The 26,037-nt window shown below is 71.9% G+C and carries 19 protein-coding genes and 1 rRNA gene; 9 read left to right on the forward strand and 11 right to left on the reverse strand.

What is annotated here, in order from left to right:
• Positions 1–67 precede the first annotated feature (67 nt).
• The 3 genes from ACZ5WG_RS13990 to ACZ5WG_RS14000 form a co-directional block, all read right to left on the reverse strand.
• Complete coding sequence (locus tag ACZ5WG_RS13990; RefSeq protein WP_468723008.1) at positions 68–5,035, reverse strand: NAD-glutamate dehydrogenase; 4,968 nt, start codon at positions 5,033–5,035, stop codon at positions 68–70.
• A 353-nt stretch (positions 5,036–5,388) separates the two neighbouring features.
• Positions 5,389–6,075: an HAD family hydrolase gene (locus ACZ5WG_RS13995; protein ID WP_468723009.1), complete on the reverse strand. Its 687-nt coding sequence runs from the start codon at positions 6,073–6,075 to the stop codon at positions 5,389–5,391.
• On the reverse strand, positions 6,072–6,572 hold the full coding sequence (locus ACZ5WG_RS14000) for a DUF6912 family protein (RefSeq protein ID WP_468723010.1): 501 nt from the start codon (positions 6,570–6,572) through the stop codon (positions 6,072–6,074). The genes ACZ5WG_RS13995 and ACZ5WG_RS14000 overlap by 4 nt, the downstream gene beginning before the upstream one ends.
• Before the next feature lie 302 nt (positions 6,573–6,874).
• On the opposite strand from ACZ5WG_RS14000, the gene ACZ5WG_RS14005 reads away from it, so the two are divergent.
• Positions 6,875–7,285: an Rv3235 family protein gene (locus tag ACZ5WG_RS14005; RefSeq protein ID WP_468723012.1), complete on the forward strand. Its 411-nt coding sequence runs from the start codon at positions 6,875–6,877 to the stop codon at positions 7,283–7,285.
• Positions 7,286–7,356: 71 nt separating this feature from the next.
• On the opposite strand, the gene secA is transcribed toward ACZ5WG_RS14005, so the two are convergent.
• Complete coding sequence (gene secA, locus ACZ5WG_RS14010) at positions 7,357–10,128, reverse strand: preprotein translocase subunit SecA (protein ID WP_468723013.1); 2,772 nt, start codon at positions 10,126–10,128, stop codon at positions 7,357–7,359.
• Between the two features lie 240 nt (positions 10,129–10,368).
• Here secA and ACZ5WG_RS14015 point away from each other — a divergent pair, with 240 nt between their 5' ends.
• Both ACZ5WG_RS14015 and ACZ5WG_RS14020 read left to right on the forward strand, forming a co-directional pair.
• Complete coding sequence (locus tag ACZ5WG_RS14015) at positions 10,369–10,950, forward strand: GNAT family N-acetyltransferase (RefSeq protein WP_468723014.1); 582 nt, start codon at positions 10,369–10,371, stop codon at positions 10,948–10,950.
• Positions 10,951–10,959: 9 nt separating this feature from the next.
• Positions 10,960–12,126: a winged helix-turn-helix domain-containing protein gene (locus ACZ5WG_RS14020; RefSeq protein WP_468723016.1), complete on the forward strand. Its 1,167-nt coding sequence runs from the start codon at positions 10,960–10,962 to the stop codon at positions 12,124–12,126.
• A 95-nt stretch (positions 12,127–12,221) separates the two neighbouring features.
• On the opposite strand, the gene ACZ5WG_RS14025 is transcribed toward ACZ5WG_RS14020, so the two are convergent.
• From ACZ5WG_RS14025 to mtrA, 6 genes are all read right to left on the reverse strand, one after another.
• Positions 12,222–12,923 (reverse strand): response regulator, encoded by a 702-nt coding sequence (locus ACZ5WG_RS14025; RefSeq protein ID WP_468723017.1) that lies wholly within the window; start codon positions 12,921–12,923, stop codon positions 12,222–12,224.
• Between the two features lie 199 nt (positions 12,924–13,122).
• Entirely contained in the window at positions 13,123–13,818 is a 696-nt protein-coding gene (gene hpf / locus ACZ5WG_RS14030; RefSeq protein ID WP_468723067.1) for a ribosome hibernation-promoting factor, HPF/YfiA family, read from the reverse strand.
• Between the two features lie 350 nt (positions 13,819–14,168).
• Positions 14,169–14,942, reverse strand: a complete 774-nt coding sequence (locus ACZ5WG_RS14035) for a ComF family protein (RefSeq protein WP_468723018.1) — start codon at positions 14,940–14,942, stop codon at positions 14,169–14,171.
• Between the two features lie 88 nt (positions 14,943–15,030).
• Positions 15,031–16,887, reverse strand: coding sequence for an LpqB family beta-propeller domain-containing protein (locus ACZ5WG_RS14040; protein WP_468723019.1), 1,857 nt, complete (start codon positions 16,885–16,887; stop codon positions 15,031–15,033).
• On the reverse strand, positions 16,877–18,874 hold the full coding sequence (mtrB, locus tag ACZ5WG_RS14045; protein WP_468723021.1) for an MtrAB system histidine kinase MtrB: 1,998 nt from the start codon (positions 18,872–18,874) through the stop codon (positions 16,877–16,879). Before mtrB ends, ACZ5WG_RS14040 begins: the two co-directional genes overlap by 11 nt.
• A 1-nt stretch (position 18,875) precedes the next feature.
• Entirely contained in the window at positions 18,876–19,565 is a 690-nt protein-coding gene (gene mtrA, locus ACZ5WG_RS14050; RefSeq protein WP_189973359.1) for a two-component system response regulator MtrA, read from the reverse strand.
• Between the two features lie 234 nt (positions 19,566–19,799).
• Between mtrA and ACZ5WG_RS14055 the strand changes: the two genes are divergently transcribed.
• Genes ACZ5WG_RS14055 through ACZ5WG_RS14080 form a run of 6 tightly spaced genes read left to right on the forward strand, consistent with a single transcriptional unit; the run spans position 19,800 to position 25,868 of the window.
• The gene (locus ACZ5WG_RS14055; protein ID WP_468723023.1) at positions 19,800–21,077 is read left to right on the forward strand and encodes a DUF7847 domain-containing protein; all 1,278 of its coding nucleotides are present in this window, start codon (positions 19,800–19,802) and stop codon (positions 21,075–21,077) included.
• Positions 21,078–21,084: 7 nt separating this feature from the next.
• Positions 21,085–21,765 (forward strand): DUF4129 domain-containing protein, encoded by a 681-nt coding sequence (locus ACZ5WG_RS14060; protein WP_468723024.1) that lies wholly within the window; start codon positions 21,085–21,087, stop codon positions 21,763–21,765.
• Positions 21,762–23,108: a DUF4350 domain-containing protein gene (locus ACZ5WG_RS14065; RefSeq protein WP_468723025.1), complete on the forward strand. Its 1,347-nt coding sequence runs from the start codon at positions 21,762–21,764 to the stop codon at positions 23,106–23,108. Before ACZ5WG_RS14060 ends, ACZ5WG_RS14065 begins: the two co-directional genes overlap by 4 nt.
• The gene (locus tag ACZ5WG_RS14070) at positions 23,105–24,067 is read left to right on the forward strand and encodes an AAA family ATPase (protein WP_266628773.1); all 963 of its coding nucleotides are present in this window, start codon (positions 23,105–23,107) and stop codon (positions 24,065–24,067) included. Before ACZ5WG_RS14065 ends, ACZ5WG_RS14070 begins: the two co-directional genes overlap by 4 nt.
• Positions 24,067–25,377, forward strand: a complete 1,311-nt coding sequence (locus tag ACZ5WG_RS14075) for a DUF58 domain-containing protein (protein WP_468723027.1) — start codon at positions 24,067–24,069, stop codon at positions 25,375–25,377. Before ACZ5WG_RS14070 ends, ACZ5WG_RS14075 begins: the two co-directional genes overlap by 1 nt.
• 50 nt (positions 25,378–25,427) lie before the next feature.
• Positions 25,428–25,868, forward strand: a complete 441-nt coding sequence (locus ACZ5WG_RS14080) for a hypothetical protein (protein ID WP_468723028.1) — start codon at positions 25,428–25,430, stop codon at positions 25,866–25,868.
• Between the two features lie 94 nt (positions 25,869–25,962).
• On the opposite strand, the gene rrf is transcribed toward ACZ5WG_RS14080, so the two are convergent.
• A 5S ribosomal RNA gene (gene rrf, locus ACZ5WG_RS14085) occupies positions 25,963–26,037 on the reverse strand; the annotation flags it as partial.

A 26,037-nucleotide genomic window follows, 5' to 3' on the forward strand; every position in this document is an offset into this window, starting at 1 on the left:
AACGGGCGGCCCCGGGACCATCAGGTCCCGGGGCCGCCCGTTCGGCCGCCCAGGCGGAGCGCAGCGACTAGGCGTGGGTGCGCAGCAGCGAGCGCATCGTCCGCATCGCCACGGACAGGTTCGCCAGGTCGAAGTCGTCCGATCCCCGGATCTCGTCCAGGGTCGTCCGGGCCCGGCTGATGATCGCCGCGTTCTTCTCCTCCCACGCCTTGAAGCGCTCCTCGGGAGTCGAGTCGCCGTTGCCCACCGCCAGCACGTCGGCGGTCAGCGCGGCGTGCGCCGCGAACAGGTCCTCGCGGATGGAGGCGCGGGCCATGGACTGCCAGCGGTCGGCCCGCGGCAGCTCGATGATCCGGTCCATCAGCTGCGTGATGTCCAGGCGGTCGGCGAGGTCGTAGTACACCTCGGCGACACCCAGCGGGTCGACGCCGGTGCGGTCCGAGATCGCGACGATGTCCAGCGTCGGGAAGGCCGAGGAGAACCCGGCGACCTTGGCCGCCAGCTCCTCCGGCACGCCCTCGCCGATCAGCTCGTCCATGATCGACTGGTACCACTCGAGGTCGGCGCCGCGCACCAGCTTGGGCAGCTCGGCCCAGACCTGGCTCACCCGGTCACCGAAGAGCTCGATGGTCTCGGTGATCTGGAGCGGCTGCGGCCGGTTGTTCAGCAGCCAGCGGGTACCGCGCTCGACCAGGCGCCGCGAGTGCAGCCGCACCCGGGTCAGGACGTCGGCCGCGACCTTGTTGTCCAGCGCCTCGACCGCGTCCCAGACATCGGCCAGGCCGAAGATCTCGCGGGCCGAGAGCTGCGCCCGGACGATCTCCTCCGTGGAGGCCCCGGTCTCCTCGCGCAGCCGGTGCAGGAAGGTCGAACCGCCGGTGTTGACGGTGTCGTTGACCAGCAGCGTCGTGATGATCTCGCGGCGCAGGGCGTGCGTGTCGATCTGCTCGGGGAACTTCCCGCGCAGGGCGGCCGGGAAGTACGCGTGCAGCAGGCGGCGCAGGTACGGGTCGTCCGGCAGCTCGGTGGCGATGAGCTCGTCCGCCACCGTGATCTTGGTGTAGGCGAACAGGACGGCCAGCTCCGGCTGGGTCAGGCCCTTGCCGTTGTTCAGGAGCTCGCGGATCTGCCGTTCGGTGGGCAGGAACTCCAGGCTCCGGTCCAGCCGTCCGGCCGACTCCAGGCGGCGCATGAAGCGCTGCTGGGCGTGCAGCAGGCTGGGGGCCTGGGCGATGCCGTTGGCGAGGGCCACGTTCTGCGCGTAGTTGTTGCGCAGCACCAGGTGGCCGACCTCGTCGGTCATCTCCGCCAGCAGCTTGTTGCGCTGCTTGACGGTCATGTCCCCGTCCGTGACCACCGCGTTGAGCAGGATCTTGATGTTCACCTCGTGGTCGGAGGTGTCCACGCCCGCGCTGTTGTCGATGGCGTCGGTGTTGACCTTGCCGCCCTCGCCGCCGGCGCCGATCCGGGCGAACTCGATCCGGCCGAGCTGGGTCAGGCCCAGGTTGCCGCCCTCGCCGATGACCTTGGCCCGGACGTCCCCGCCGTTGACGCGGATGGCGTCGTTGGCCTTGTCGCCGACGTCCATGTGCGTCTCGGTCGACGCCTTGACGTACGTACCGATGCCGCCGTTCCACAGCAGGTCCACGGGGGACTGCAGGATCGCCTGCATCAGGTCGGCCGGGGTCATCTTGGTGACGCCGGCCTCGATCCCGAGGGCCTCGCGGACGTGCGCGTTGACCGGGATGGACTTCGCCGAGCGCGGGTGGATGCCGCCGCCCGCGGAGAGCAGCTCCGTCTTGTAGTCGGCCCACGAGGAGCGCGGCAGCTCGAACAGGCGCCGGCGCTCGGCGTACGAGGTCGCCGCGTCCGGGGTCGGGTCGAGGAAGATGTGCCGGTGGTCGAAGGCGGCGACCAGGCGGATGTGCTCGGAGAGCAGCATGCCGTTGCCGAACACGTCGCCGGACATGTCGCCGACGCCGACGACCGTGAAGTCCTCGGTCTGGGTGTCGTGGCCCAGCTCGCGGAAGTGCCGCTTGACGGACTCCCAGGCGCCGCGGGCGGTGATGCCCATGCCCTTGTGGTCGTAGCCGGCCGAGCCGCCCGAAGCGAACGCGTCGCCCAGCCAGAAGCCGTACGCATCGGCGACGCCGTTGGCGATGTCGGAGAAGGTCGCGGTGCCCTTGTCGGCGGCGACGACGAGGTAGGTGTCGTCCTCGTCGTGGCGGACCACGCCGTTCGGCGGCACGACCACGCCGCCGACCATGTTGTCGGTGATGTCGAGCAGCGCCGAGATGAAGATCTTGTACGAGGCGATGCCCTCGGCGAGCCACGCGTCACGGTCCACCGACGGGTCCGGCAGGTTCTTGGCGACGAAGCCGCCCTTGGCGCCGACCGGCACGATGACGGTGTTCTTGACCATCTGCGCCTTGACCAGGCCGAGGATCTCCGTACGGAAGTCCTCGCGGCGGTCGGACCAGCGCAGGCCGCCTCGGGCGACCTTGCCGAAGCGCAGGTGGACGCCCTCGACGCGCGGGGAGTACACCCAGATCTCGTAGGCCGGGCGCGGAGCGGGGAGCTCCGGGATGGCCTGCGGGTCGAACTTCATCGACACGTACGCGTGCTGCTCGCCCGCGTCGTTGAGCTGGAAGAAGTTGGTGCGCAGGGTCGCGTTGATCAGCGTGAGGAACGACCGCAGGATCCGGTCCTCGTCCAGCGAGGCGACCTGGTCCAGGGCCCCGGCCAGTTCCTCCAGCATGGCGTCGATGAGCTCGGTGCCGGCGGACTGGCGGCCGGGCGAAAGCCGGGCCTCGAAGAGCGAGACCAGCAGCCGGGTCGTGTGGACGTTGTTGCGGAGGGTGTCCTCCATGTAGTCCTGGCTGAAGTTCACGCCGGCCTGGCGCAGGTACTTGGCGTACGCGCGCAGCACCACGGCCTGGCGCCAGGTGAGCCCGGCGCTCAGCACCAGGGTGTTGAAGTTGTCGTTCTCGGCGTCGCCCTGCCAGACCGCGGAGAAGGCGTCCTGGAAGCGCTCGCGGGCGTCGTCGCCGAGGTACGTGTCGCCGTTGCCGGCGGGCAGCGGCATCCGCAGGCCGAAGTCGTAGATCCACGCGTTGGTGCGGTCGCTGCAGCGCAGCTCGTACGGGCGCTCGTCGGTGACCTCGACGCCCAGGCGCTGGAGCACGGGCAGGACCGCGGACAGCGAGACCTGCTCACCGGTGCGGTAGATCTTGAACCGGCGCTCGCCGGGGGCCGCGCCGACCGGCTCGTACAGCGAGAGGGCGAACTCCCGGTCGCTGGCGGAGAGCCGCTCGAGGTGGCAGAGGTCGGCCACGGCCGCGCGCGGCTTGTGGTCGGCCTTGTAGCCCTCGGGGAAGGAGGTGCCGTACTTGCGCAGCAGCTCGGCGGCGCGCTCCTCGCCAACCTCGGCGACCAGGGCCTCGCCGAAGCCGTCGGCCCAGGAGCGGGCGGCCTCGACCAGGCGGGTCTCCAGGCGCTCGACGTCGGCGTCGGTCAGCGCGGGCAGCTCGGTGCCCTGCGGGACGCGGACGACGAAGTGGATGCGGGAGAGGATCGACTCGGTGTTCCAGGCGGTGAAGTCGACGTTGGTGCCGCCGAGCTCCTCCTTCAGGATGTCCATGAGGCGCAGCCGGACGCCGGTGGTGAACCGGTCGCGCGGCAGGTAGACGAGCGCCGAGTAGTAGCGTCCGTACTCGTCCTGGCGCAGGTACAGCCGCAGCCGGCGGCGCTCCTGGAGGTACAGGACGGAGGTGGCGATCTCGCGGAGCTTGTCGACCGGGGTCTGGAACAGCTCGTCGCGCGGGTAGGTCTCCAGGATCTGCAGCAGGTCGCGGCCGTCGTGGCTGCTCGGCGAGAAGCCGGCGCCTTCGAGGACCTCGGCGACCTTGCGGCGGATGACCGGGACGCGTCGCACGGACTCGGTGTACGCGGCGGAGGAGAACAGGCCGAGGAAGCGGCGCTCGCCCACGACGTTGCCCTCGGCGTCGAACCTCTTCACGCCGACGTAGTCGAGGTACGAGGGGCGGTGCACGGTGGAGCGGCTGTTGGCCTTGGTCAGCACCAGCAGGCGGTGCTCGCGGGCCTTGGCGCGGGCGTCGGCCGGCAGCCGGTTGAAGGACGGCGAGACCGGGTGGCCGTCGTCCTTGCCGCTGTGGTGCGGGTCGGAGCGCAGGATGCCGAGGCCGGTGCCGGGGACGGCGGCCAGCGAGTCGCCGTCGACCAGGTTGTACTCGCGGTAGCCGAGGAAGGTGAAGTGGTCGTCGGAGAGCCAGCGCAGCAGCTCACGGGCCTCTTCGAGCTCGTACTCGCGCAGGTCCGGGGCGACCGGCTCGTCGGGCAGGCCGTCGGCGATGCGCAGCGCGGCGTCGCGCATCTTCTCCCAGTCCTCGACGGCCTCGCGCACGTCGGACAGGACACGCTTGAGGTCGTCGTTGATCTGCTTGAGGTCGGCGCGGTCGGTCTCGCGGTCGATCTCGACGTGGATCCAGGACTCGACGAGGGAGTCGTGGGGGCGCGCGGTCTTGGGGCCGTGCGCGTCGCAGTCGGAACCGAGGATCTCGATCAGCTTGCCGGTGACGTCACGGCGGACGACGACCTGGGGGTGGATCACGACGTGGATGCCGCGGCTCTGCCGGGACAGCTCGTTCGTCACGGAGTCCACGAGGAACGGCATGTCGTCGGTGACGACCTCGACGACCGAGTGGCTGGACGTCCAGCCGTTCTCCTCGACCGTGGGGGTGTGCACGCGCACGTTCGCGGTGCCCTGCGGCCGGTTCTCGGCGAGACGGTAGTGCGAGAGCGCCGCTCCGAACACGTCGACCGGGTCCCGGTCGAGGAGGTCCTCCGGGGCGGTGTGCAGGTAGTAGCGCTGGAGGTAGGAGAGAGTGGTGTCCCGGTCGGGGCGCTCTCTCTGCTCGGACCCAGTCGGAAGTAGCCCCCCGGCCGGGCTGTGCTCAGCTACCCGGGCCGCCCGCGCGAGCAGCTCGGCCTTTGCTTCGTCCAGCTTGGTCTGCATGTCCTCTGGCTCCTGTCGCGCGCCATTGCGTGACGTAGGTGAAGGAAGGAATGGCATGGCGCCGCGACGCGGGGTGACCGCTGGGGATCGGCGCTCTGCCGTGATGAGAGGCGACCGGGAAGGAACTGGCCATGATCGGCTGCGGTTCCCGGCAGCAGGGATCAGCGAAGGCCCGGGCACGGTCGTGCGCCGGGCGCTGGCCGGAGGCGTCAATGCCCCCGATGACTATCGCGCTGATCACGGGTACCAGGCTATCTCGCCGGACCCCCTGTCCGTCACGCACTGGATCTGTACAAAAGCAGGTCCCGAACTTTGACGTTGTGCGCAGTGACGGGGGCATATTCTGGGCGTACTTATTCAGCCAGTCGGCGAGCAGCGGATACGGCTTCGGCCAGCGTGTCGACGACGGCGACACCCGCCGATTCCAGACTGCGCCGGCTGTGCGAACCGCCCGTGTAGAGGACGGCTCTCGCACCCACGTGCGCAGCGGCCATGGCATCGTCCACTGCGTCCCCGATGAGGACCGTACGGCCGGCGGTCACGCCCGTCTCCTCCAGGGCCGCCAAATGGCGTACGAGATGTCCTGCCTTGCTGGTGTGCGAGGGGCCGGTCCGGCCGTCGACGCGCAGGAAGTGCCGGTCGATGCCGTGCGCCTGCACGAGCGGTACGAGCTTCTCGTGGGGCGCGAGGGAGAGCAGGGATTGCGTGAGCCCTTCGGCCTGCCAGTCCTGCAGGAGCTCGCGGGCCCCCTCGGTGAGCCCGGCGGCGTCCGCGGCGGCCCAGTAGTGCCGGTGGAAGGTGGCGTCCATGACCTCCCACTCGGCGTCGGTGGGCAGCCGCCCCATCAGCCGCTCGTAGAACTTCGGCACGGGTACGACGTACAGCTCGCGGTAGCGCTCCAGCGTGATCGGCGCGAAGCCGAACTCGGCGAAGGAGGCGTTGGTGGCGGCGATCACGGCGTCGATGTCGTGCAGCAGCGTGCCGTTCCAGTCCCAGACTATGTGGACCGGGGCGGCGGGGGTGGTGGCGGGGGCGGTCATTTCAGCAGCCCCGGGATCTCCTGGACGCCGAACCACAGCAGCTCGTGGTCCTCGGCGCCGTCCACGGTGAACTGCGCGGCGTCGTCCCCGCCGTCGGCGGCCTCCAGGGCAGCGGCGGCGGCCGTCACGTCGCCCAGTGCGTCATCGGCGTCCACGTGCACGGCGGCGGCCACGGAGAGGCGTACGGCCGCGGCGAGGGTCACCCGCCCGAGGGCGGCCTCGTCGGCCCCGGGGGCCGCGGTGGCGGCCTTGTCGTCCACGTCGACGGCGACGACGACCCGCTTGCGCGGGGCGCTCGCGTCCTCGGCGAGCATCCGCAGCGAGGCCGCGGCGGCCCGGCCGAGGGCGGCGTACTCCAGCTCCTCCAGGTCGTCCGACACGTACCACTCCCGCAGGCCGGGCGTGACGGCGTACGCACGCAGCGGGGCGGGGCCCAGCTCACCCGCCTTGTGCGCCTCGGCGAGCCCGGGGAGGGTCAGGGGGACGTACAAGCGCATGGCCGGCTGCTTTCGGTAGTCGGAAACGCCCTCAGGATACGACTTGGCCGAACTCCGCCGGGTGACGGCGCCGGTCCCCCTTCGGACTCCCGTCCGCCGCCCGGATTCCGTCCACCGCGCGCCGCCCGGAGGCGCGGGGACCGGCCGGGGACCGCGCGGCGCCCACCCGGATAGGTGAACGGGTCCCGGCCCGTGCGGCCGGCGCGGACGCCGTTGCGGAGCGTGGTCACGGACCGTAGAAGTCCCATAACAAGTTACCGCCCGGTACCGCTCCGGGCCCGGACTTCTCGGGGACGACCGCCATGACCAGGACCAGGAACACCACCCGGCCCCCCGGCCGCCAGGACCAGCGCCGCCCCCGCAGCCCGCGGGGCCCGCACGACTGGTTCGCCGAGCGGCTGCTGGCGGTGGTCAGCGGCCAGCGGCCGGTCCACTCGCTGTTGGGCCACACGGTCGGCCCGGCCTACGACCAGCTGGTCACGCTGGCCCCCACGGCCGCTTCCCCCCGCACGTCGGGCTGGGGAGACCCCACGCGGGACCGGCTCCGCCCGGTCCTGCGCCACTGCGGCCGCTTCCACCCGGGCCCGGGCGTGATCGAGGCCTTCGCCCGCATCGCGACGGGCGACCGCGTCTCGGCCATGGCGTTCCGCCTGGAACAGGGCCCGGACCTCCGCTGGCGCTGCGCAGCCATCGAAATGGGCCCCCTCCCGTGACCGGGAAAAGCCGGCGGGGCCGGACACCCTGTGGTGTCCGGCCCCGCCGGGGGTGCCCGTACGGGCAGGGGTTACTTCTTGCGGCGGCGGCCGCCCGCGGCCTTCTGGGCCTTGCGGCGCTCGGCCCGGGTCATCCCGTCGCCCGCCTCGTCGGCGTCGAAGTCGCCCTCGACGACCCCGCCCTCACCGTCCACCGTCGGCGCCGAGAAGTGCAGCCGGTCCGGCCGCTGCGGGGCGTCGAGCCCCTTGGCCCGGATCTCCGGCTTCGTCAGCGACGGCGCCGCGTCCTGCACCGGAAGCTCCTCGACCTGCTGCTCGACCTGGACCTCCAGGTTGAACAGGTAGCCGACGGACTCCTCCTTGATGCCCTCCATCATGGCGTTGAACATGTCGAAGCCCTCGCGCTGGTACTCGACCAGCGGGTCCTTCTGGGCCATCGCCCGCAGGCCGATGCCCTCCTGCAGGTAGTCCATCTCGTACAGGTGCTCACGCCACTTGCGGTCCAGCACCGACAGGACCACGCGCCGCTCCAGCTCGCGCATGATGTCCGAGCCCAGCGCCTTCTCGCGCGCCTCGTACTGCTCGTGGATGTCGTCCTTGACGGACTCCGCGATGAACTCGGCGGTGATGCCCGCGCGGTCGCCCGCCGCGTCCTCGAGCTCGGTGACCGTGACCTTGATCGGGTAGAGCTGCTTGAAGGCGCCCCACAGCCGGTCCAGGTCCCACTCCTCGGCGAAGCCCTCGACCGTCTCGGCCGCGATGTACGCGTCGATCGTGTCGTCCATGAAGAAGCGCACCTGCTCGTGCAGGTCCTCGCCCTCCAGGACGCGGCGGCGCTCGCCGTAGATGACCTCGCGCTGGCTGTTGAGGACCTCGTCGTACTTCAGGACGTTCTTGCGCGTCTCGAAGTTCTGGGTCTCGACCTGCGACTGGGCCGACGCGATCGCGCGCGTCACCATCTTGTTCTCGATCGGCACGTCGTCCGGCACGTTCGCCATCGACATGACCCGCTCGACCATCTGCGCCTTGAACAGGCGCATCAGGTCGTCGCCCAGCGACAGGTAGAAGCGGGACTCGCCCGGGTCGCCCTGACGGCCGGAGCGGCCGCGCAGCTGGTTGTCGATACGGCGCGACTCGTGCCGCTCGGTGCCCAGCACGTACAGCCCGCCGAGCGACTTGACCTCTTCGAACTCGGCCTTCACGGCCGCTTCGGCGCGCTTGAGCGCGGAGGGCAGGGCGTGCGCCCACTCCTCGATGTGCTCTTCCGGGTCCAGGCCCTGCTGGCGCAGCTCCGCCTCGGCCAGGTCGTCCGGGTTGCCGCCGAGCTTGATGTCGGTACCGCGGCCGGCCATGTTCGTGGCGACCGTCACGGCGCCGCGGCGGCCGGCCTGGGCGACGATCGAGGCCTCGCGCTCGTGCTGCTTCGCGTTGAGCACCTCGTGCGGGATGCCCCGCTTGGAGAGCTGCTGCGAGAGGTACTCGGACTTCTCGACCGAGGTGGTGCCGACCAGGATCGGCTGGCCCTTCTCGTGCTTCTCCGCGATGTCGTCGACGACGGCGGCGAACTTCGCGACCTCGGTCCGGTAGATCAGGTCCGGCTGGTCCTTGCGGACCATGTCGCGGTTGGTCGGGATCGGGACGACACCGAGCTTGTAGATCTGGTGGAACTCGGCGGCCTCGGTCATGGCCGTACCGGTCATGCCCGACAGCTTGCTGTACAGGCGGAAGAAGTTCTGCAGGGTGATCGTGGCGAGGGTCTGGTTCTCGTCCTTGATGTCCACCCCTTCCTTCGCCTCGATCGCCTGGTGCATGCCCTCGTTGTAGCGGCGGCCGGCGAGGATACGGCCGGTGTGCTCGTCGACGATCATGACTTCGCCGTCGATGACGACGTAGTCCTTGTCCTTCTTGAACAGTTCCTTCGCCTTGATGGCGTTGTTCAGGTAGCCGACGAGCGGGGTGTTCACCGACTCGTAGAGGTTCTCGATGCCGAGCCAGTCCTCGACCTTGGCGACACCGGCCTCGTGGATGCCGACGGTGCGCTTCTTCTCGTCGACCTCGTAGTCGCCGGTCTCCTCGATGCCCTTGAGCGGCTGGCCGGCCTCGCCCTTGGTGAGGCGGGTGACCAGCTTCGCGAAGTCGGCGTACCACTTCGTGGCCTGGTCGGCCGGGCCGGAGATGATCAGCGGGGTGCGGGCCTCGTCGACCAGGATCGAGTCGACCTCGTCGACCACGGCGAAGTTGTGGCCGCGCTGCACCAGCTCGTCCGCCGACCACGCCATGTTGTCGCGCAGGTAGTCGAAGCCGAACTCGTTGTTCGTTCCGTACGTGATGTCGTTGTTGTACTGCTCCCGGCGCTGGGCCGGCGACATGTTCGCCAGGATGCAGCCGACCTCGAGGCCGAGGAACTTGTGCACCCGGCCCATCATCTCGGAGTCGCGCTCGGCGAGGTAGTCGTTCACCGTGATCAGGTGGACGCCCTTGCCGGACAGCGCGTTCAGGTACGCGGGGAGCGTGCCGACGAGGGTCTTGCCCTCACCGGTCTTCATCTCGGCGACGTAGCCGAGGTGAAGCGCGGCACCGCCCATGATCTGGACGTCGTAGTGCCGCTGGCCGAGGACGCGCTTGGCGGCCTCGCGGACGGTCGCGAAGGCCTCGGGCAGCAGGTCGTCCAGGCTCTCGCCGTCCTGGTAGCGCTGCTTGTACTCGTCCGTGAGCGCACGCAACTCGGCGTCGGAGAGGTTGACGAAGTCCTCTTCGATGGAGTTGACCTGGTCCGCGATGCGGTGCAGTTTGCGCAGGATCTTGCCTTCGCCTGCACGCATGAGCTTGTTGAAGACGGACACCGAGGTTTGTCTCCTTGCCGGTCGGGCCTGGGCACTGTACGTACCACGGGCACGGCAGGTGGGACCCACCGCAACGGCCATCGTAAGCGAGGACGTGCCCGCGTCGGGAGGTCCGCCGTTCCCGTGAGGGCACGGGTGCCCGGATTGAGAACGTCCGGGGTACACGGAAGGTGCCGCATCCCTCGGGGGATTCCCGGAAAGTGTTCGCTCCGGCCACCCCGGCGGCAGCAGAATCCGTCCATGGAGCCCATCACACTCACCACGGACCGGCTGGTATTGCGGCCTTTCGTCCCGGCCGACGAGGACGAGGTCTACACGGCGGCGCAGGACCCGGACATCCAGCGCTGGACCCTGGTCCCCTCCCCCTACGAGCGCGCGCACGCGCACGCCTTCGTGAACGAGCTCGTGCCGAACGGCTGGCGCGAGGACACGGGCTACCCCTTCGCCGTCCGCCTCGGGGCCGGGGGCCCGCTGGTCGCGGCCGTCGGCGTGCATGTGCACGGCGCCGAGTCGTACGAGATCGGCTACTGGGCGGTGAAGGAACACCGCGGCCAGGGCTACATGACCGAGGCCGTGAGGGCCGTCGCCCGCTGGGCCTTCACCGCGCTCGGCGTCACACGGCTGGAATGGCGCGCCGAGCTGGGCAACGCCGGCTCGAAGGCCGTGGCCGAGAAGGCCGGCTTCCAGGTCGAGGGGATTCTGCGGGCCGGCATCGAGCAGCGGGGCACCTCCCGCGACTGCTGGGTCGGCGCCCTGCTCCCCTCCGACCTCGGCCTGCCCTCCCGGCTGCCCTACCTGCCCGCTGTCAGTGGCACGGCCTAGGCTCGCGGCATGACCGAGACCGTGCTCGCCCTGTCCGCCGACGACGCGCGTCGGATCGCCCTGCGCGCGCAGGGGTTCCTCGGGGCGCCCGACCGCCGGGGTGGGGTGCGGGGGGTGCTGCGCCACCTGGGCGCCGTCCAGCTGGACACGATCTCCGTACTGGCCCGCTCGCACGAGCTGATCCCGTACGCACGGCTGGGCGCGGTGGGCCGGGACACCGTGGAGAAGGCGTACTGGTCGGACCGCCACGCCTTCGAGTACTGGTCGCACGCGGCCTGCATCCTGCCGATCGAGGAGTGGCCGCACTTCGCGTTCCGGCGCCGGGCCCGCCGGGCCCGCGGCCACCGCTGGCACGTCCTCCAGGACAAGGAGCGCTCGACGCAGGCGGTCCTGGACCGGCTCAAGGCCGACGGGCCGCTGACCTCGACCGAGCTGGGCGGCGCCAAGAACGGCGGCGAGTGGTTCGAGTGGTCCGAGACCAAGATCGCGGTGGAGTGGCTGCTGGACACCGGTGAGGTGGTCTGCTCCGAGCGCCGCGGCTGGAAGCGGGTCTACGACCTGCCCGAGCGGGCGGTCCCGGACGCGCTGCTCCACGACGACATGGACGACGCCGAGTGCCTGCGCCGGCTCGTCGCCCTGGCCGGGCGCTCCCTCGGCGTCGGCACCCGCGCCGACATCGCGGACTACCACCGCCTCAAGGGCGAGCAGGTCGACGCGGTGATCGCCGACTCGGGCCTGGTCCCGGTCGAGGTCGAGGGCTGGGGCAGGCCGGCCTGGGCCGACCCCGCCGCGCTGGCGACGGCTCCCCGGGGGCGCCACCGCACCACCCTGCTGTCCCCGTTCGACTCGCTCGTCTGGGACCGGCCCCGCACCGAGCGGATCTTCGGCTTCACGCACCGGCTGGAGGCGTACGTCCCCAAGCCGAAGCGGATACACGGCTACTTCGCGATGCCGCTGCTGGCCGGCGGACGGCTCCAGGGCCGCGTCGACCCGGCCCGCGAGGGCGGCACACTGGTGGCCCGGCAGCTCTCCCTGACCACCCTCAAGGCGGCCCGCCCCATGGCGGAGGCGCTGCGCGAGGCGGCCGGCTGGGTCGGCTGCGACGCCGTACGCATCGAGCGCGCGGGCTCTGCCGAGGAGGCGGCCGCCGTCACCGCGGAGCTGGCCGCCCTCTGAACCAGGAGCGGATCCCTGCAGAGCCCGGGCGGGTCCCTGCAGAGCCCGGCAGGTCCCTGCAGAGCCCGGCGGATGTCAGCGGATCTCAGCGGATCTCAGCGGATCTCGAGGATCTTCTCCCGCATCGCGTAGACCACGGCCTCCATCCTGGAGTGCAGCTGGAGCTTCTCCAGGATGTTGCGGACGTGGTTCTTGACGGTGTTCTCGGAGATGAACAACTGCTTCGCGATGTCGCGGTTGTTCATTCCGGTCGCCACCAGCTTCAGCACCTCCAGCTCGCGGTCCGTCAGCCTCGGCGCTGGCACCAGCCGCCGCTCGTCCGTCCGCTGGATCATCGACTTGAACTCCGTCAGGAGCTTCGAGGCCATCGACGGGCTGATCTGCGACTGCCCGTCGGCCACCGCGCGGATCGCCGTAGCCACCTCGTCGGTCGAGATCTCCTTCAGGAGGTACCCGGTGGCGCCCGCCTTGATCGCGTCGTAGAGGTCCGCCTCCTCGTCGCTGATCGTCAGCATGATGATCTTCGCGGAGGGAGCCACCTCCTTGATCGAGGTGCACGCCTCGATACCGCCGCGCCGGGGCATCCGCACGTCCATCAGCACGATGTCCGGCAGCAGGTCCGCCGCCTTGTCCACCGCCTCCGCGCCGTCCCCCGCCTCACCGACGACCTGGATGTCCTCCTCCTGCGCGAGGACGATCTCCAGCCCGCGCCGGAACAGGGCGTGGTCGTCGACGACGAGCACCCGGATCGGCTCGCCGCCCTCATCACCGCGCACCGGCCCGAAGCTGTCCGCCATCGTTCCTCCCCCTGCATGTACCGAGCTGCCGAGTCAACCGGACGGCAATGCGCGCCGGTTGACTGCCCGCCATGATTCCATGCCCGCGCCACTCGGCGGGGAGCCTGCGACGGCCACCTGGCGCATACGAGTCATACAGAGGCCCCCGGAGACGCTGCTGCATCCCCGGGGGCACTTCACCGGAATTCAGGCCGCGGCGTCAGCCGCCGAGCGCCCCGCCCGCGCCGGAGCCGGGCTCACCCGAGCTGGAGGCCTGGTCGGAGTTGAGGTGGATCACGCCGTAGTCATAGCCGTGACGCCGGTAGACGACGCTGGGCATCTTGGTGTCGGAGTCGACGAACAGATAGAAGTCGTGGCCGACCAGTTCCATTTCGTACAGAGCCTGGTCGAGCGGCATGGGTGCGGCCGAGTGCGTCTTCTCGCGGACGATGAGCGGGCCTTCGCCCTGTACTTCCAGCGATCCGATCCGGGTGGTCGGGATCGCGTCCGCCGCCTCCTCCGTGACCGGCTGGCCGCTCCCGTTCAGCCGGGCGACGCCGGGAACCACGTCGGCGACCTCGGCCGCCGAGAGCCGGCCGTTGCCACGGCGGGTGTAGCGCTTGTCGTGCTGCTTGCGCAGCCGGGCCTCCAGCTTGTCCTGTGCCAGGTCGAGCGCCGCATACGGGTCTGCTGCAGCCGCCTCGGCACGGATCACCGGGCCTCGCGAATGCAGGGTGATCTCCACGCGGTCGGAACGGTCGGCCTGGCGCGGGTTGTGCTCCTTGGACACCTCGACGTCCAAGCTGATCACCTTGGCGTCGAGCTTCTGGATCCGCTCCGGATTCAGCTTCTCGGCCACGTGCTTGCGGAACCGCTCGGGCACCTCGGTCTTGCGGCCCTTGACGACGATGTCCACGCAGAACTCCGTTCCCGGATAGCTCCGCCTCATGGGGCGAAGCGTCTCCCTTTCGCACCAGGCCCCGGTGAACACCGGAGCCTCGGACTTGGCGACTTTCACCTCCTCCTCCCCCATCGGCAAGATCTACACCCCACCGACTTCGGAGTCGAGAGACAGCCTCTGACACGAAGATTCAGAAACGACGAAACGTGCGATCCGATGCGTGGAGCCAGGACTCGCCAGTTCCTTACAACCGAACATATCTCTCCATGCCGGTTGTCGGCACCCGCTACCGGAACGTACCTCCGTTCAGGTGGCTACTCCCTCTTACTGCCTGCAACGATGCGCCTTCCCCGAGAGTTCCAAATCTATTCACAAGAACGTTGGTCTGTACGGGTTGTCGACCGGATTCGTACGAAGGATTCCGCCGGAGCCGCCACCACGGCCGCCCCCGCCACCGCTCCGGCCGGCGCTCCGGGCGACGCCGCCCGCACCGCCCGGGCCGCCTCCGCGAGCGTGGCTCCAGTGGTGATCACGTCGTCCACCAGCACGATCCGCGCACCGGCCGGCAGCCGCACCGCTCCCCCGCGGCACACCCCGAGGGCCCCCGCGAGGTTCTCCCGCCGCTCCCGGGCCCCCAGGCCCGCCTGATCGGCCACCGGCCGGACATGGCGCAGTAGCGGCGCCACCCGCGCGGGAACACCGGCCCGCCGCAGCCGTGCCGAGGCCGCCAGGGCGATCCTGCGCGCCGGATCGTGCCCGCGCGCCCGCACCTGCCGCCGCGCCGACGGCACCGGGACGAGCACCAGCTCCTCCCCCGCCGCCCACGCCCCGCCCCCGCGGGCGCGCACACCGAGGCACCCGCGGACGGCCGCCGCCAGGGCAGCGCCGAGCGGCCCGGCCAGCGGCAGCACCCCGCGCTCCTTGTGCGCCAGTACGGCCTCCCGTACGGCGTCCTCGTACGCGGCGGCCGCATACACCACGGGCAGGCCCGCAGGTCCCGGAGACGGCCGTACACACCCCGCCGCGGCCCCGCTCAGCGACTGCGCGCAGCCCGCGCACAGCAGCGCGCGGGCAGCCCCGCAGCCGGTGCAGTCGACCGGCAGGACCAGCCCGGCGAGCTCCTGCCACCACCCCCGCATACCCACCACTGTGCCGGGCCGGCCGGGCACCCCGCCACCCCTGTGGACAACCGGGGCCGGAGCACGAAAGCGCTGGTCGGACGACAGATCAGCCGGGGTAGACCGGAGCCCGGCCGCCCGCCGCCACCGTGCGCCACTGCGCCCCCGGCGGCAGCCACACGATCCCGTCCTCCCCCGAGTACGCGACCACCGGCTTCTTCTCGTCCTCCGTCGCCGCGACCGCGTCCAGCCCGGTCGCCCCGGGCAGGCTCGCCGCGACCATCGAACCGTCGGCCAGCATGTACCGGGCCTGCACGACCCCGCCGCTCTCCCGGCCCACCACCAGCAGCCGGCCGCGCGGCGCCCAGCTCAGCGCCGTCACGCTCGCCATCTGCGGGGCCGCGGGACGCAGCTCGCGCACCGACACCGGCCCCGCGTCGCCCTTGCCCTCGGGCCGCTCTATCCGCCCGATGTACAGGTTCTTGCGGCCGTCCTTCTCCACCAGCAGCGCGATCCGCACCCCGTCCGGCGACGCCTTCAGCGCCCTGATCCGCCCGCCGTCGAGCCCGGCCACGTCGATCTTCTGCGGGGCGCCGGTACCGCCCGGCACCCGGTACAGCCCCGCATTCTGCGGATCCTGGTCCGCGATCCACAGGTCGCCCGCCGTGTCCCAGCTCGGCGCGCCCAGCCCGTTCGGCTTTACGCCCTTGCTGGTCAGCACCGGCTGCGGCATGGGCCCGGCCGTCGTCAGGTTCACCAGGTGCAGCCCGTGCTCGTCCTCGGACACCACCGCAGCGCGCTTTTCGTCGTACGAGACGGCCGCGGAGCCGACCTTGAACCCGGGGCTCGTGGCGGTCGGGGACAGCGGCCCCGGCACCGCCTCGGGCCGGTACTGCTGGTCCTCGCTGGCGATGTCGAGCTTCATCCGCACGAGCCGGGAGTCACTGTCCACGTAGTACTGGTACTCGGGACTCGGCGCCCGGTGGGCGATCGCCCCCGCCGACGCTTCGGTCACCGAGCACAGCGAGGACCGGTCCGAGCGCAGCAGCTCGACCCGCGCCAGCCGGGAGGCCGTCAGATCCTGCACGGTGTACAAGAGTTGCGCGGCCATCTTCTGGCACTGCGGCTGCGCCACGTTGTCGGCCTTGTCGTTGAGCGGCACCTTCAGCGCGTTCTGGCCGTCGTACGCAAGGGACTTGGTTCCCTCGCGCAGTTCCGTGCCGGTGGGGAAGCTCGAAGTCACCACGGGCCCCAGCCACTTGGACGGCCCGGCCAGCAGCGACTGCACGGTCTGCGTGGTCGGGTCCATCCGCGAATCGGGGTCGCTGCGCTGGCGCACGTACACCGGATCGGCGACGAGGCTGCCGCCCGCGAAGTAGTACTTGTTGACCGGCATGTAGATGCGCTGAAAATCGGACTCGCTGAGCACGAGGCTGCTCGGCGGCGTCGCGATCCGCCACTGCTTGTTCTCCTGGACCAGCTGGAGGAACTCCTCGTAGCGCGCCCCGGTGGTCTCCGGCTGGTACGCGCTGCGCTCGTCCACCGTCGCGAGCTTCGTGCCGGTCATCTTCCAGCGGGGGCCCGAGGGGTCCTTCTCGCCCTGCACGGAGAACCGGTCGATGCCCGCGGAGAGCACGGTGACGGCGGCGCCGGGCCTCCAGGTCTTCGCCGCGTCCTCGGTGAGGTACTTGCGGGCGGTCTGCAACTGCGGGTCGTCGCTGGTCATGGCCTCCAGGAAGCCGTCGACGATGTCGGCCGCACTGGCCTTGTCGGCCGGCGGCACGCCGAACACCCGCACCTGCGAGTCGACGCCCTGCGAGGCCCGCACCTCGCGGATCTCGCCGTGGTCGGGCATGGAGGCGCAGCCGGCCAGCAGCAGCCCGGCCGCGCCGAAGGCGTACGCCCGCACCGTCCGCCACCGGCGGCGGCGGCCGTCCCTGCGTACCCGTGCGGGCTCAGCGTCCACCTGCTCCATCCTCCTGTGCTGCTGACTGGTCGGCCGCGCCGGCCCGGTCCGCCGACGCCTGGTCGGCCGGACGGGCCACGACGCGGGCCCCGTTGCCCGGCAGGGCCGTCGGGTCCGCGGGCACCGGCAGCGCCCCGCCGACCGCCGACCGGGGCGGTATCGGCGAGCGGTCGGGCCGCCCCGGGGCCGGCGGCGCCTGCGGGGGCGTGCGGGAGCCCGCCGCCTCGGCCGCGGCCCTGGCCCGGTTGGCCCGGGAATCCTCCGGCTCCAGCGGGATCGGGGACCCGCGCAGCGGCTCGTCGGCGGTCCGCGGCAGGGTCAGCCGGAACTGCGAACCGCCGCCCGGCTCACCCCAGGCCTGGAGCCAGCCGCCGTGCAGGCGCGCGTCCTCGACGGCGATCGACAGGCCGAGGCCCGTCCCGCCGGTGGTGCGGGCGCGGGCCGGATCGGCCCGCCAGAAGCGGTTGAAGACACGGGTGGCCTCGCCGGGCTTGAGCCCGACGCCGTAGTCCCGTACGGCCACCGCGACGGCCCCGCCCGCCGATGCGAGCCGGACCACCACGTCGCGGCCCTCGCCGTGCTCCACGGCGTTGACGACGAGGTTGCGCAGCACCCGCTCCACGCGCCGGGAGTCGGCCTCGGCTATGACGGGCTGGGTGTCGCCCAGCACCCGGATCCGGGTGCCCTTGTGCTCGGCGAGCGGCTCGGCGCCGTCGATGACCCGGCGCACGACCTCCCGCAGGTCGATCGGCTCCGCCTCCAGAGCCGCGGCACCCGCGTCGAACCGGCTGATCTCCAGCAGGTCCGCGAGCAGCGACTCGAAGCGGTCGAGCTGCCCGGCGAGCAGCTCGGCGGAGCGGGCGGTGATGGGGTCGAAGTCGACCCGGGCGTCGTGGATGACATCGGCTGCCATCCGTACCGTCGTCAGCGGCGTCCGCAGCTCGTGCGAGACGTCGGAGACGAACCGGCGCTGCATCCGCGACAGGTCCTCCAGCTGCTGGATCTTGAGCTGGAGGTTCTGGGCCATCTTGTTGAAGGCCTCGCCCAGACGGGCGATGTCGTCCTCGCCGGTGACCTTCATCCGCTCCTGGAGCCGCCCGGCAGAGAGCCGCTCGGCGATCCCGGCGGCCATCCGCACGGGCGTCACGACCTGGCGTACGACGAGCCACGCGATCGCGCCGAGCAGCACGACCACGAACACCCCGGCGGTGGCGATGGTGACCTTGATCAGGTTGAGGGACTCCTCCTCCTGCGTGAGCGGGAAGAGGTAGTACAGGTCGTACGGGTCTCCGTTGATGTCGGTGAGCCGCTTGCCCACGACCAGCGCGGGCTCGGGCGCCTTGTCCCCGGCCCCGGCGGTGTACCGGATCTGGGAGAAGGTCTTGAAGGTCCCGGTGGCGTGGTTGACCTCCCGCCGCAGCTGCGGGGGAACGCTCGCCGTCGGGTCCACGTTCCCGGACGCGCGGGCGCCCTTGACGCCCGAGACGGTGGGCCCGCCCGGCTGCCCGTCGGGCTGCGCGCCGGGACCGGCGCCGAGCGCGACCACCTCGAAGGCCGTCTGGCCGCCACTGGCGAGCTGCTTGACCAGCGAGTTCATCCAGGTACTGGCGTCCCGTCCGACCTTGTTGTCGGTGACATCGGGCCCGTCCACGGTGGAGGGCGTGTTGGCCTTCTCCTGTGCGACCGCGAACCCGCCCGCCGCCTGGCTCTGCGCGGCCTCCTCCTTGGCGTCGAGGAGCCCCTTGCTGACCTGCGCGATCACCACGAAGCCGAGCGAGAGGACCACGGCCAGCGACATCAGCAGCGTGGCCGCGACCACCCGGAGCTGGATGTTGCGCCGCCACAGCCGGACAGCCGGAAGCAGCGGCCGTCGTACGAGGCGTACGAACAACCGCAGCACAGGGCCGCCGGGCGCTCCGTCCTGGAGCAGCCGGCCGCCCCGCAGGGCCCCCCAGCGGGACCCGCGCCGGGGCCTGCCGGGCTGCACGTCAGCTCGGTCCGGCCTTGTAGCCGACACCGCGCACCGTCACGACGATCTCGGGGCGCTCCGGGTCCTTCTCGACCTTGGAGCGCAGACGCTGCACATGCACGTTGACCAGGCGGGTGTCCGCCGCGTGCCGGTAGCCCCAGACCTGCTCCAGCAGCACCTCGCGGGTGAACACCTGCCAGGGCTTGCGCGCGAGCGCGACCAGCAGGTCGAACTCGAGCGGGGTCAGGGCGATCGAGGCACCGTCCCGCTTGACCGAGTGCCCGGCCACGTCGATGACCAGGTCACCGATGGCCAGCTGCTCGGGCGCGGGCTCCTCCGAGCGGCGCAGGCGGGCCCGGATGCGGGCCACCAGCTCCTTCGGCTTGAACGGCTTGACGATGTAGTCGTCGGCCCCGGACTCCAGGCCCACGACGACGTCCACCGTGTCGCTCTTCGCGGTGAGCATGACGATCGGTACGCCGGACTCGGCCCTGATCAGCCTGCAGACCTCTATGCCGTCCCGTCCGGGCAGCATCAGGTCGAGCAGCACGAGATCCGGCTTCGCCTCGCGGAAGGCCGCCAGCGCCTTGTCGCCGTCCGCTACGAACGACGGCTCAAAACCTTCTCCACGCAGCACAATGCCGAGCATCTCGGCCAGCGCGGTGTCGTCGTCGACGACAAGGACTCGTCCCTTCATGCTTGACATCATCCCATTAGCTAATCGTTACCAGTCGGTGAGCTGTCCCACAGCCAAAAGGGCTGGAAATCGCCCCTCGGACCTGCGTGGAGATCAGACCGACCAGTCTGCCCCGGATCCGGGCGACAATTGAAGGTGCGGGCCGCCGGAGTTCCGGGGGGACGGCCGGTCCGCTCAACGTTCCCACGTGGCACGATGGCAGCCGACCAGCGCCCCCCGCCCCGCAGTGCACGTGAAGGAGCGACGATGAACGACTCTCCGGGCTGGGCCGTGCCCGGACCCTCCCCGTCCGACGGCGAGCGGCCGGGCGCACCCGACGGCCGGGACGGCACGGAAGGCGGCACACCGCCGCCCGCCGGCGGACCGAAGTGGTCCGCCGAGCAGCCGCCCCCCGGCGAGTGGTCGAGCCCCGGCACCCCCCAGGCCCCGAAGGCCCCGCAGCAGCCGCAGCCGCAGCCGGGCGCGGGCTGGGGATCGTACGGCGGCCCCCAGGGCCCGCAGGGCGGCCAGTACGGCTACCCGGGCGGCCCCGGCCAGTGGGGCAAGCCCCCGGCCGCCAAGCCCGGCGTCATCCCGCTGCGCCCCCTCGACCTGGGCGAGATCCTCGACGGCGCGGTCGCCACCATGCGCACCCACTGGCGGACGGTCCTGCCGATCACGCTGATCGTGGCCACCGTCGTCCAGGTCATCAGCGTGCTCGTGCAGAAGTACACGTACGCCGACCTCACCGTCGCCTCCGACCCCGGCTCCCACGACAGCCTGAAGGACGCCGTCGACGCCCTCGGCGACAGCATGGTGGCCCTGCTTGCGAACGGCTTCGTCCAGCTCATCGGGACGATCGTGGCCACCGCGATGCTCACGATGATCTTCAGCCGTGCCGTGCTCGGCCACGGCTCCTCGATCGGCGAAGCCTGGCGCGAGGCCCGCCCCCAGCTGCTCCGCCTGCTCGGGCTGACCCTCCTGCTGGCCCTCGGCGGCATCGTCATCGTCCTCGTGCTGCTCCTGCCCGGCATCCTCCTGGGCAGCGTCGGCATCGCCATCGTCGGCGGCGTCGCCGCCCTCCCGCTGCTGATCTGGCTCGCGCTCAAGTTCAGCCTGGCCTCGCCCGCGCTGATGCTGGAGAAGAGCAGCGTCATCACCTCGCTCCGCCGCTCCTCGAGGCTCGTCGAGGGCTCGTGGTGGCGCATCTTCGGCATCACCGCCCTGACCGGCCTCATCACCGCGTTCGTCTCGGCGATCATCGTCTGGCCGCTGACCGCCGTCGGGCTCGCCATCGGCCTCGCCGACGGCGGCCTCGAAGGCCTGGAGAACGGCACCGCCGCCACCGGCTGGGCCCCGCTGATCCTCTCCGCGGTCGGCGCGGTCATCGCCCAGACCATCACCATGCCGATCCAGTCGGGCGTCACCGTCCTCCTGTACGTCGACCAGCGCATCCGGCGCGAGGCCCTCGACCTGGAGCTCGCCCGGGCCGCAGGCCTGGACAACTACGGCCTGGACGCCACCGCACCGCCGACCGGAGGCTGATGCACGGATGATGAGTACGGGGGGCCTCATCACACGCTCCGCGGCGCTCCTGCCGGCCGCGGAGAAACCACCGGTGACGACACCGCGCGACCCCGCCCGCGAGGCGGCCGAACGCGAACTGTCCAAGCCGCTGTACCACCAGGACGACCCGGGCCTGTTCCAGCGCGCCCTGGACCGGTTCTGGGAATGGGTCGGAAACCTCTTCGACCACGCCGCGGGCGCCACCCCCGGCGGCACCCTGGGCCTGGTCGCGATCGCCGTCCTGGTCGCCCTGGCCCTCGCCGCCCTGTGGTGGCGGCTCGGCTCCCCCCGCCGGACCGCCACCGCGCCGGCGGGGGTCTTCGACGACGCCTTGCGCAGCGCCGCCGACCACCGCACCGCCGCCGCCGCGCACGCCGCCGCGGGCCGCTGGACCGAAGCCGTCCAGGAGCGCATGCGCGCCGTCGTCCGCTCCCTCGAGGAACGCACCCTGCTCGACCCGCGCCCGGGCCGCACCGCCGACGAGGCGGCCGCCGAAGCCGCGCTCAGCCTCCCGGACCACGCCGAGGCCCTCCGCACGGCGGCCCGCACCTTCGACGACGTCACGTACGGCGGCCGCCCCGGCGACGAGGGCATGTACGCCCGCCTCCACACCCTCGACACCACCCTGGCCCGCACGAAGCCGCTCCTGACGGGACCCCCGGCATGACCGCCCCCGCCCCCGGCCCCCGCACCCCCGGCGCAGCGACGGACCCGCCGCCCGGCAACCTCGCCCCGCCGCCCGGCGCAGCCCTTGGCACGCCGTACGCGGGCAGCACCCCGGCGGCCGCCGGGGCACCCGGCGCAGCCACCGGCACGGCCGTCGGCGGGATCACGCCCGGCGTCGTGTGGCGGCGCTCGCGCGGTGTGCTCGTCTGCCTCGGGATCCTGCTCGTCGGCGCCGTCGTCCTCGCCGCCCTCGGCTCCGGGAGCCGGCACGGGCGGCTCGATCCCCGCTCCGCCGACCCCGACGGCAGCCGGGCCGTCGCCGAGCTGCTCCAGGCCCGCGGGGTCACCACCCGCGTCGTCACCAGCGCCCGCGAGGCCGCCGCCGCGGCCGGCCCCGGCACCACCCTGCTGGTCACCGACCCCGACCGGCTCGGCGAAACCCAGCGCCGCGCCATCCGCTCCGCGATCGACCTCTCCGGCGGCCGTACCGTCCTGCTCGCCCCCGGCGGCGTCAGCCTCCCCGACCTGGCCCCGGCCGCCCGCCCCAAGGGCGACGCCCTCGACGAGAACCTCGACCCGGGCTGCGCCCTGCCCGCCGCCGTCACCGCCGGCCGCGCCTCCACCGGCGGCGGCCACCGCTACACCGGCGGAGCAGCCGCCGCGGCGTGCTACCCCAGCGGCGGCCACCCCACCCTCCTCGTCCTCCCCTCGGGCACCACGGGCGGCGACACCGTCCTCCTCGGCTCCGAGACGCTCCTCCTCAACAAGAAGCTCGCCTCCGAGGGCAACGCCTCCCTCGCCCTCCAACTCCTCGGCTCCCGCCCCGACCTCGTCTGGTACCTGCCCTCGCTCACGGAGGTCCAGGACGAAGACCCCGCCCAGGAGAAGGGCTTCCTCGAGCTCGTCCCCCGCGGCTGGGGCTGGGCCCTGCTCCAGCTCTTCGTCGCCGCCGCCCTCGCCGCCCTCTGGCGCGCCCGCCGGCTCGGCCCCCTCGTCACCGAGAAGCTGCCCGTCGCCATCCGCGCCTCCGAGACCACCGAGGGCCGCGCCCGCCTCTACCGCAAGGCCGGCGCCCGCGACCGCGCCGCCACCGTGCTGCGCGCCGCCGCCCGCGAACGCCTGGCCGCCCTGGTCGGCGTACCGCCCACCCGGGCCCACGAACCCGCGGCCCTGGTCCCCGCCGTGTCCACCCGCCTGACGGACGGACAGACGGCCGATGGGCATACGAACGGGCACCGGGACCTGACCGCCCTCCTCTTCGGCACCACACCCGCCGACGACGCGGCACTCGTCGCGCTCGCCGACCACCTCGACGCCCTCGAAAGAGAGGTCCGCACCTCATGACGGCCACCACGGACAGCGCCCGCTCCTCCCTGGAAGCGATCCGCACCGAGATCGGAAAGGCCGTCGTCGGCCAGGACTCGGCCGTCACCGGTCTCGTCGTCGCCCTCCTGTGCCGCGGCCACGTCCTCCTCGAAGGCGTACCCGGCGTCGCCAAGACCCTCCTCGTACGGGCCCTGGCCGCCTCCCTCGCCCTCGACACCAAGCGCGTCCAGTTCACCCCGGACCTGATGCCCAGTGATGTCACCGGCTCCCTCGTCTACGACGCCCGCACCGCGGAGTTCTCCTTCCAGAACGGCCCGGTCTTCACCAACCTCCTCCTCGCGGACGAGATCAACCGGACCCCGCCCAAGACCCAGTCCTCCCTCCTCGAGGCCATGGAGGAGCGCCAGGTCACCGTCGACGGCACCCCGCGCAAGCTGCCCGAGCCGTTCCTCGTCGCCGCCACCATGAACCCGGTCGAGTACGAGGGCACGTACCCGCTCCCCGAAGCCCAGCTGGACCGCTTCCTCCTCAAGCTCACCGTGCCCCTGCCCTCCCGCGCGGACGAGATCGGCGTACTGACCCGGCACGCCGCCGGCTTCGACCCGCGCGACCTGCAGGCCGCGGGCCTGCGCCCGGTCGCCGGCGCGGCCGAACTCGAAGCCGCCCGCGACGCCGTCGCCAAGGTGTCCGTCTCCCCGGAGATCGCCGGGTACGTCGTCGACATCTGCCGCGCCACCCGCGAATCGCCCTCCCTCACCCTCGGCGTCTCCCCGCGCGGCGCGACCGCCCTGCTGGCCACCGCCCGCGCCTGGGCCTGGCTCACCGGCCGCGACTACGTCACCCCCGACGACGTCAAGGCCCTTGCCCTGCCCACCCTGCGCCACCGCGTCCAACTCCGCCCGGAGGCCGAGATGGAGGGGGTCACGGCCGACGCGGTCATCACCGCGATCCTGTCCCACGTCCCCGTCCCGCGCTGATGGCCCTCACCGGACGCGCCGCCCTGCTGGCGGCCCTCGGCAGCCTGCCCGTCGGCATCCTCGAACCGAGCTGGACGGGGATGCTCGCGGTCAACGGCACCCTGGCCCTGGCCTGCGCCGTCGACTACGCCCTCGCCGCACCGGTCCGGAGGCTCAACCTCACCCGCACGGGGGACACCTCCGTCCGCCTCGGCGGACCGGCGCAGGTCCACCTCACCCTCACCAATCCGGGCACGCGCACGCTACGGGCCCGCGTCCGCGACGCCTGGCCCCCCAGCAGCTGGCTGCCCGGCACCGAGGCCGAAGCCTCCCGGCACACCCTGACGATCCCGGCCGGCGAACGCCGCCGGATCACCACCCGGCTGCTCCCCACCCGCCGCGGGGACCGCCGCGCCGACCGCGTGACGATCCGCTCGTACGGACCGCTCGGCCTGCTCGCCCGCCAGGGCACCCACACCGTCCCCTGGACGGTCCGGGTCCTGCCGCCCTTCACCAGCCGCAAGCACCTCCCCTCGCGCCTGGCCCGGCTGCGCGAACTGGACGGCCGCACAAGCGTCCTGACCCGCGGTGAGGGCACCGAGTTCGACAGCCTCCGCGACTACGTCCCCGGGGACGACACCCGCTCGATCGACTGGCGGGCCACCGCCCGTCAGGACAAGGTCGCCGTCCGCACCTGGCGTCCGGAACGCGACCGGCACATCCTGATCTGCCTGGACACCGGCCGCACGTCGGCGGGCCGCGTCGGCGACGCCCCCCGCCTGGACTCCGCGATGGACGCGGCCCTGCTGCTGGCCGCGCTGGCCTCCCGCGCCGGCGACCGCGTCGACCTGCTGGCCCACGACCGCCGCACCCGCGCCCAGGTCCAGGGCCGCTCGGCCGGCGACATCCTCCCTGCCTTCGTGAACGCCATGGCCACCCTGGAACCGGAGCTCGTCGAGACCGACGCCCGCACCCTGGTCTCCACCGTCCTGCGAAACGCCCCGCGCCGGTCCCTGGTGGTCCTTCTGACGAGCCTGGACGCGGCACCGACAGAGGAAGGCCTGCTCCCCCTCCTCCCCCGCCTCACGCAGCGCCACACGGTCCTGCTGGCGTCGGTGGCCGACCCCCACATAGAGGAGATGACGAAGTCCCGCGGCACGCTCGACGCGGTCTACGAGGCCGCGGCGGGCACCCAGTCCCAGGCCGCCCGCCGTCGCACGGCGGAGCAGCTGACCCGCCACGGAGTCCACGTGGTCGACGCCACCCCGGACACCCTGGCCCCGGCCCTCGCCGACGCCTACCTGGCCCTGAAGTCCGCGGGCCGCCTCTAGGCGGGTGTCCGACTGGATACGCTGGTCGGGCACCCACCAGGAGGATCGCCATGGCCGACCTCACCCCCGAGCAGATGCGCCGCATGCACGACTTCGCGGAGCAGCTCGCGGAGCTGGCCGAGCACCAGGAAGACCAGTGGGAGGCGCAGACCACCGACGGTCAGATCTTCCTCACGATGATGAGCCCCACGGCTCCCCACGGACTGAACGTGGTGCGGCTGCGCCGCCAGATCGAGGCCCAGACACGCACGAACTCCCTCACCGGCATCCCTGACAAGCTGCACGACTACCCGCGGATGGGAGTGCCCTTGTACGTCGTCGTGGACCCCCGTATGGACAAGAAGACCGTCACGGTGCACAGCGACCCCTCAGAGGGACCCGACGGCACCCGCTACCGCAAGAAGGTCCCCCATGCCTTCGGGGGCACCGTCACCGCCGGCCGCTGGACGCTCGACACCAGCAGCCTCAAGAGCTACCCGGCCGACTGGTAAGGAATGCGGAGCGGGACTCCATCCACGCCAGACGGGCCGTAAACGCAGAAAAGCCCCGTACCGGATACCCGGTACGGGGCTTTCTACAATGATTGTTCGGCGGCGTCCTACTCTCCCACAGGGTCCCCCCTGCAGTACCATCGGCGCTGAAAGGCTTAGCTTCCGGGTT

The sequence above is a fragment of the Streptomyces sp. NPDC032745 genome, from assembly GCF_055579465.1.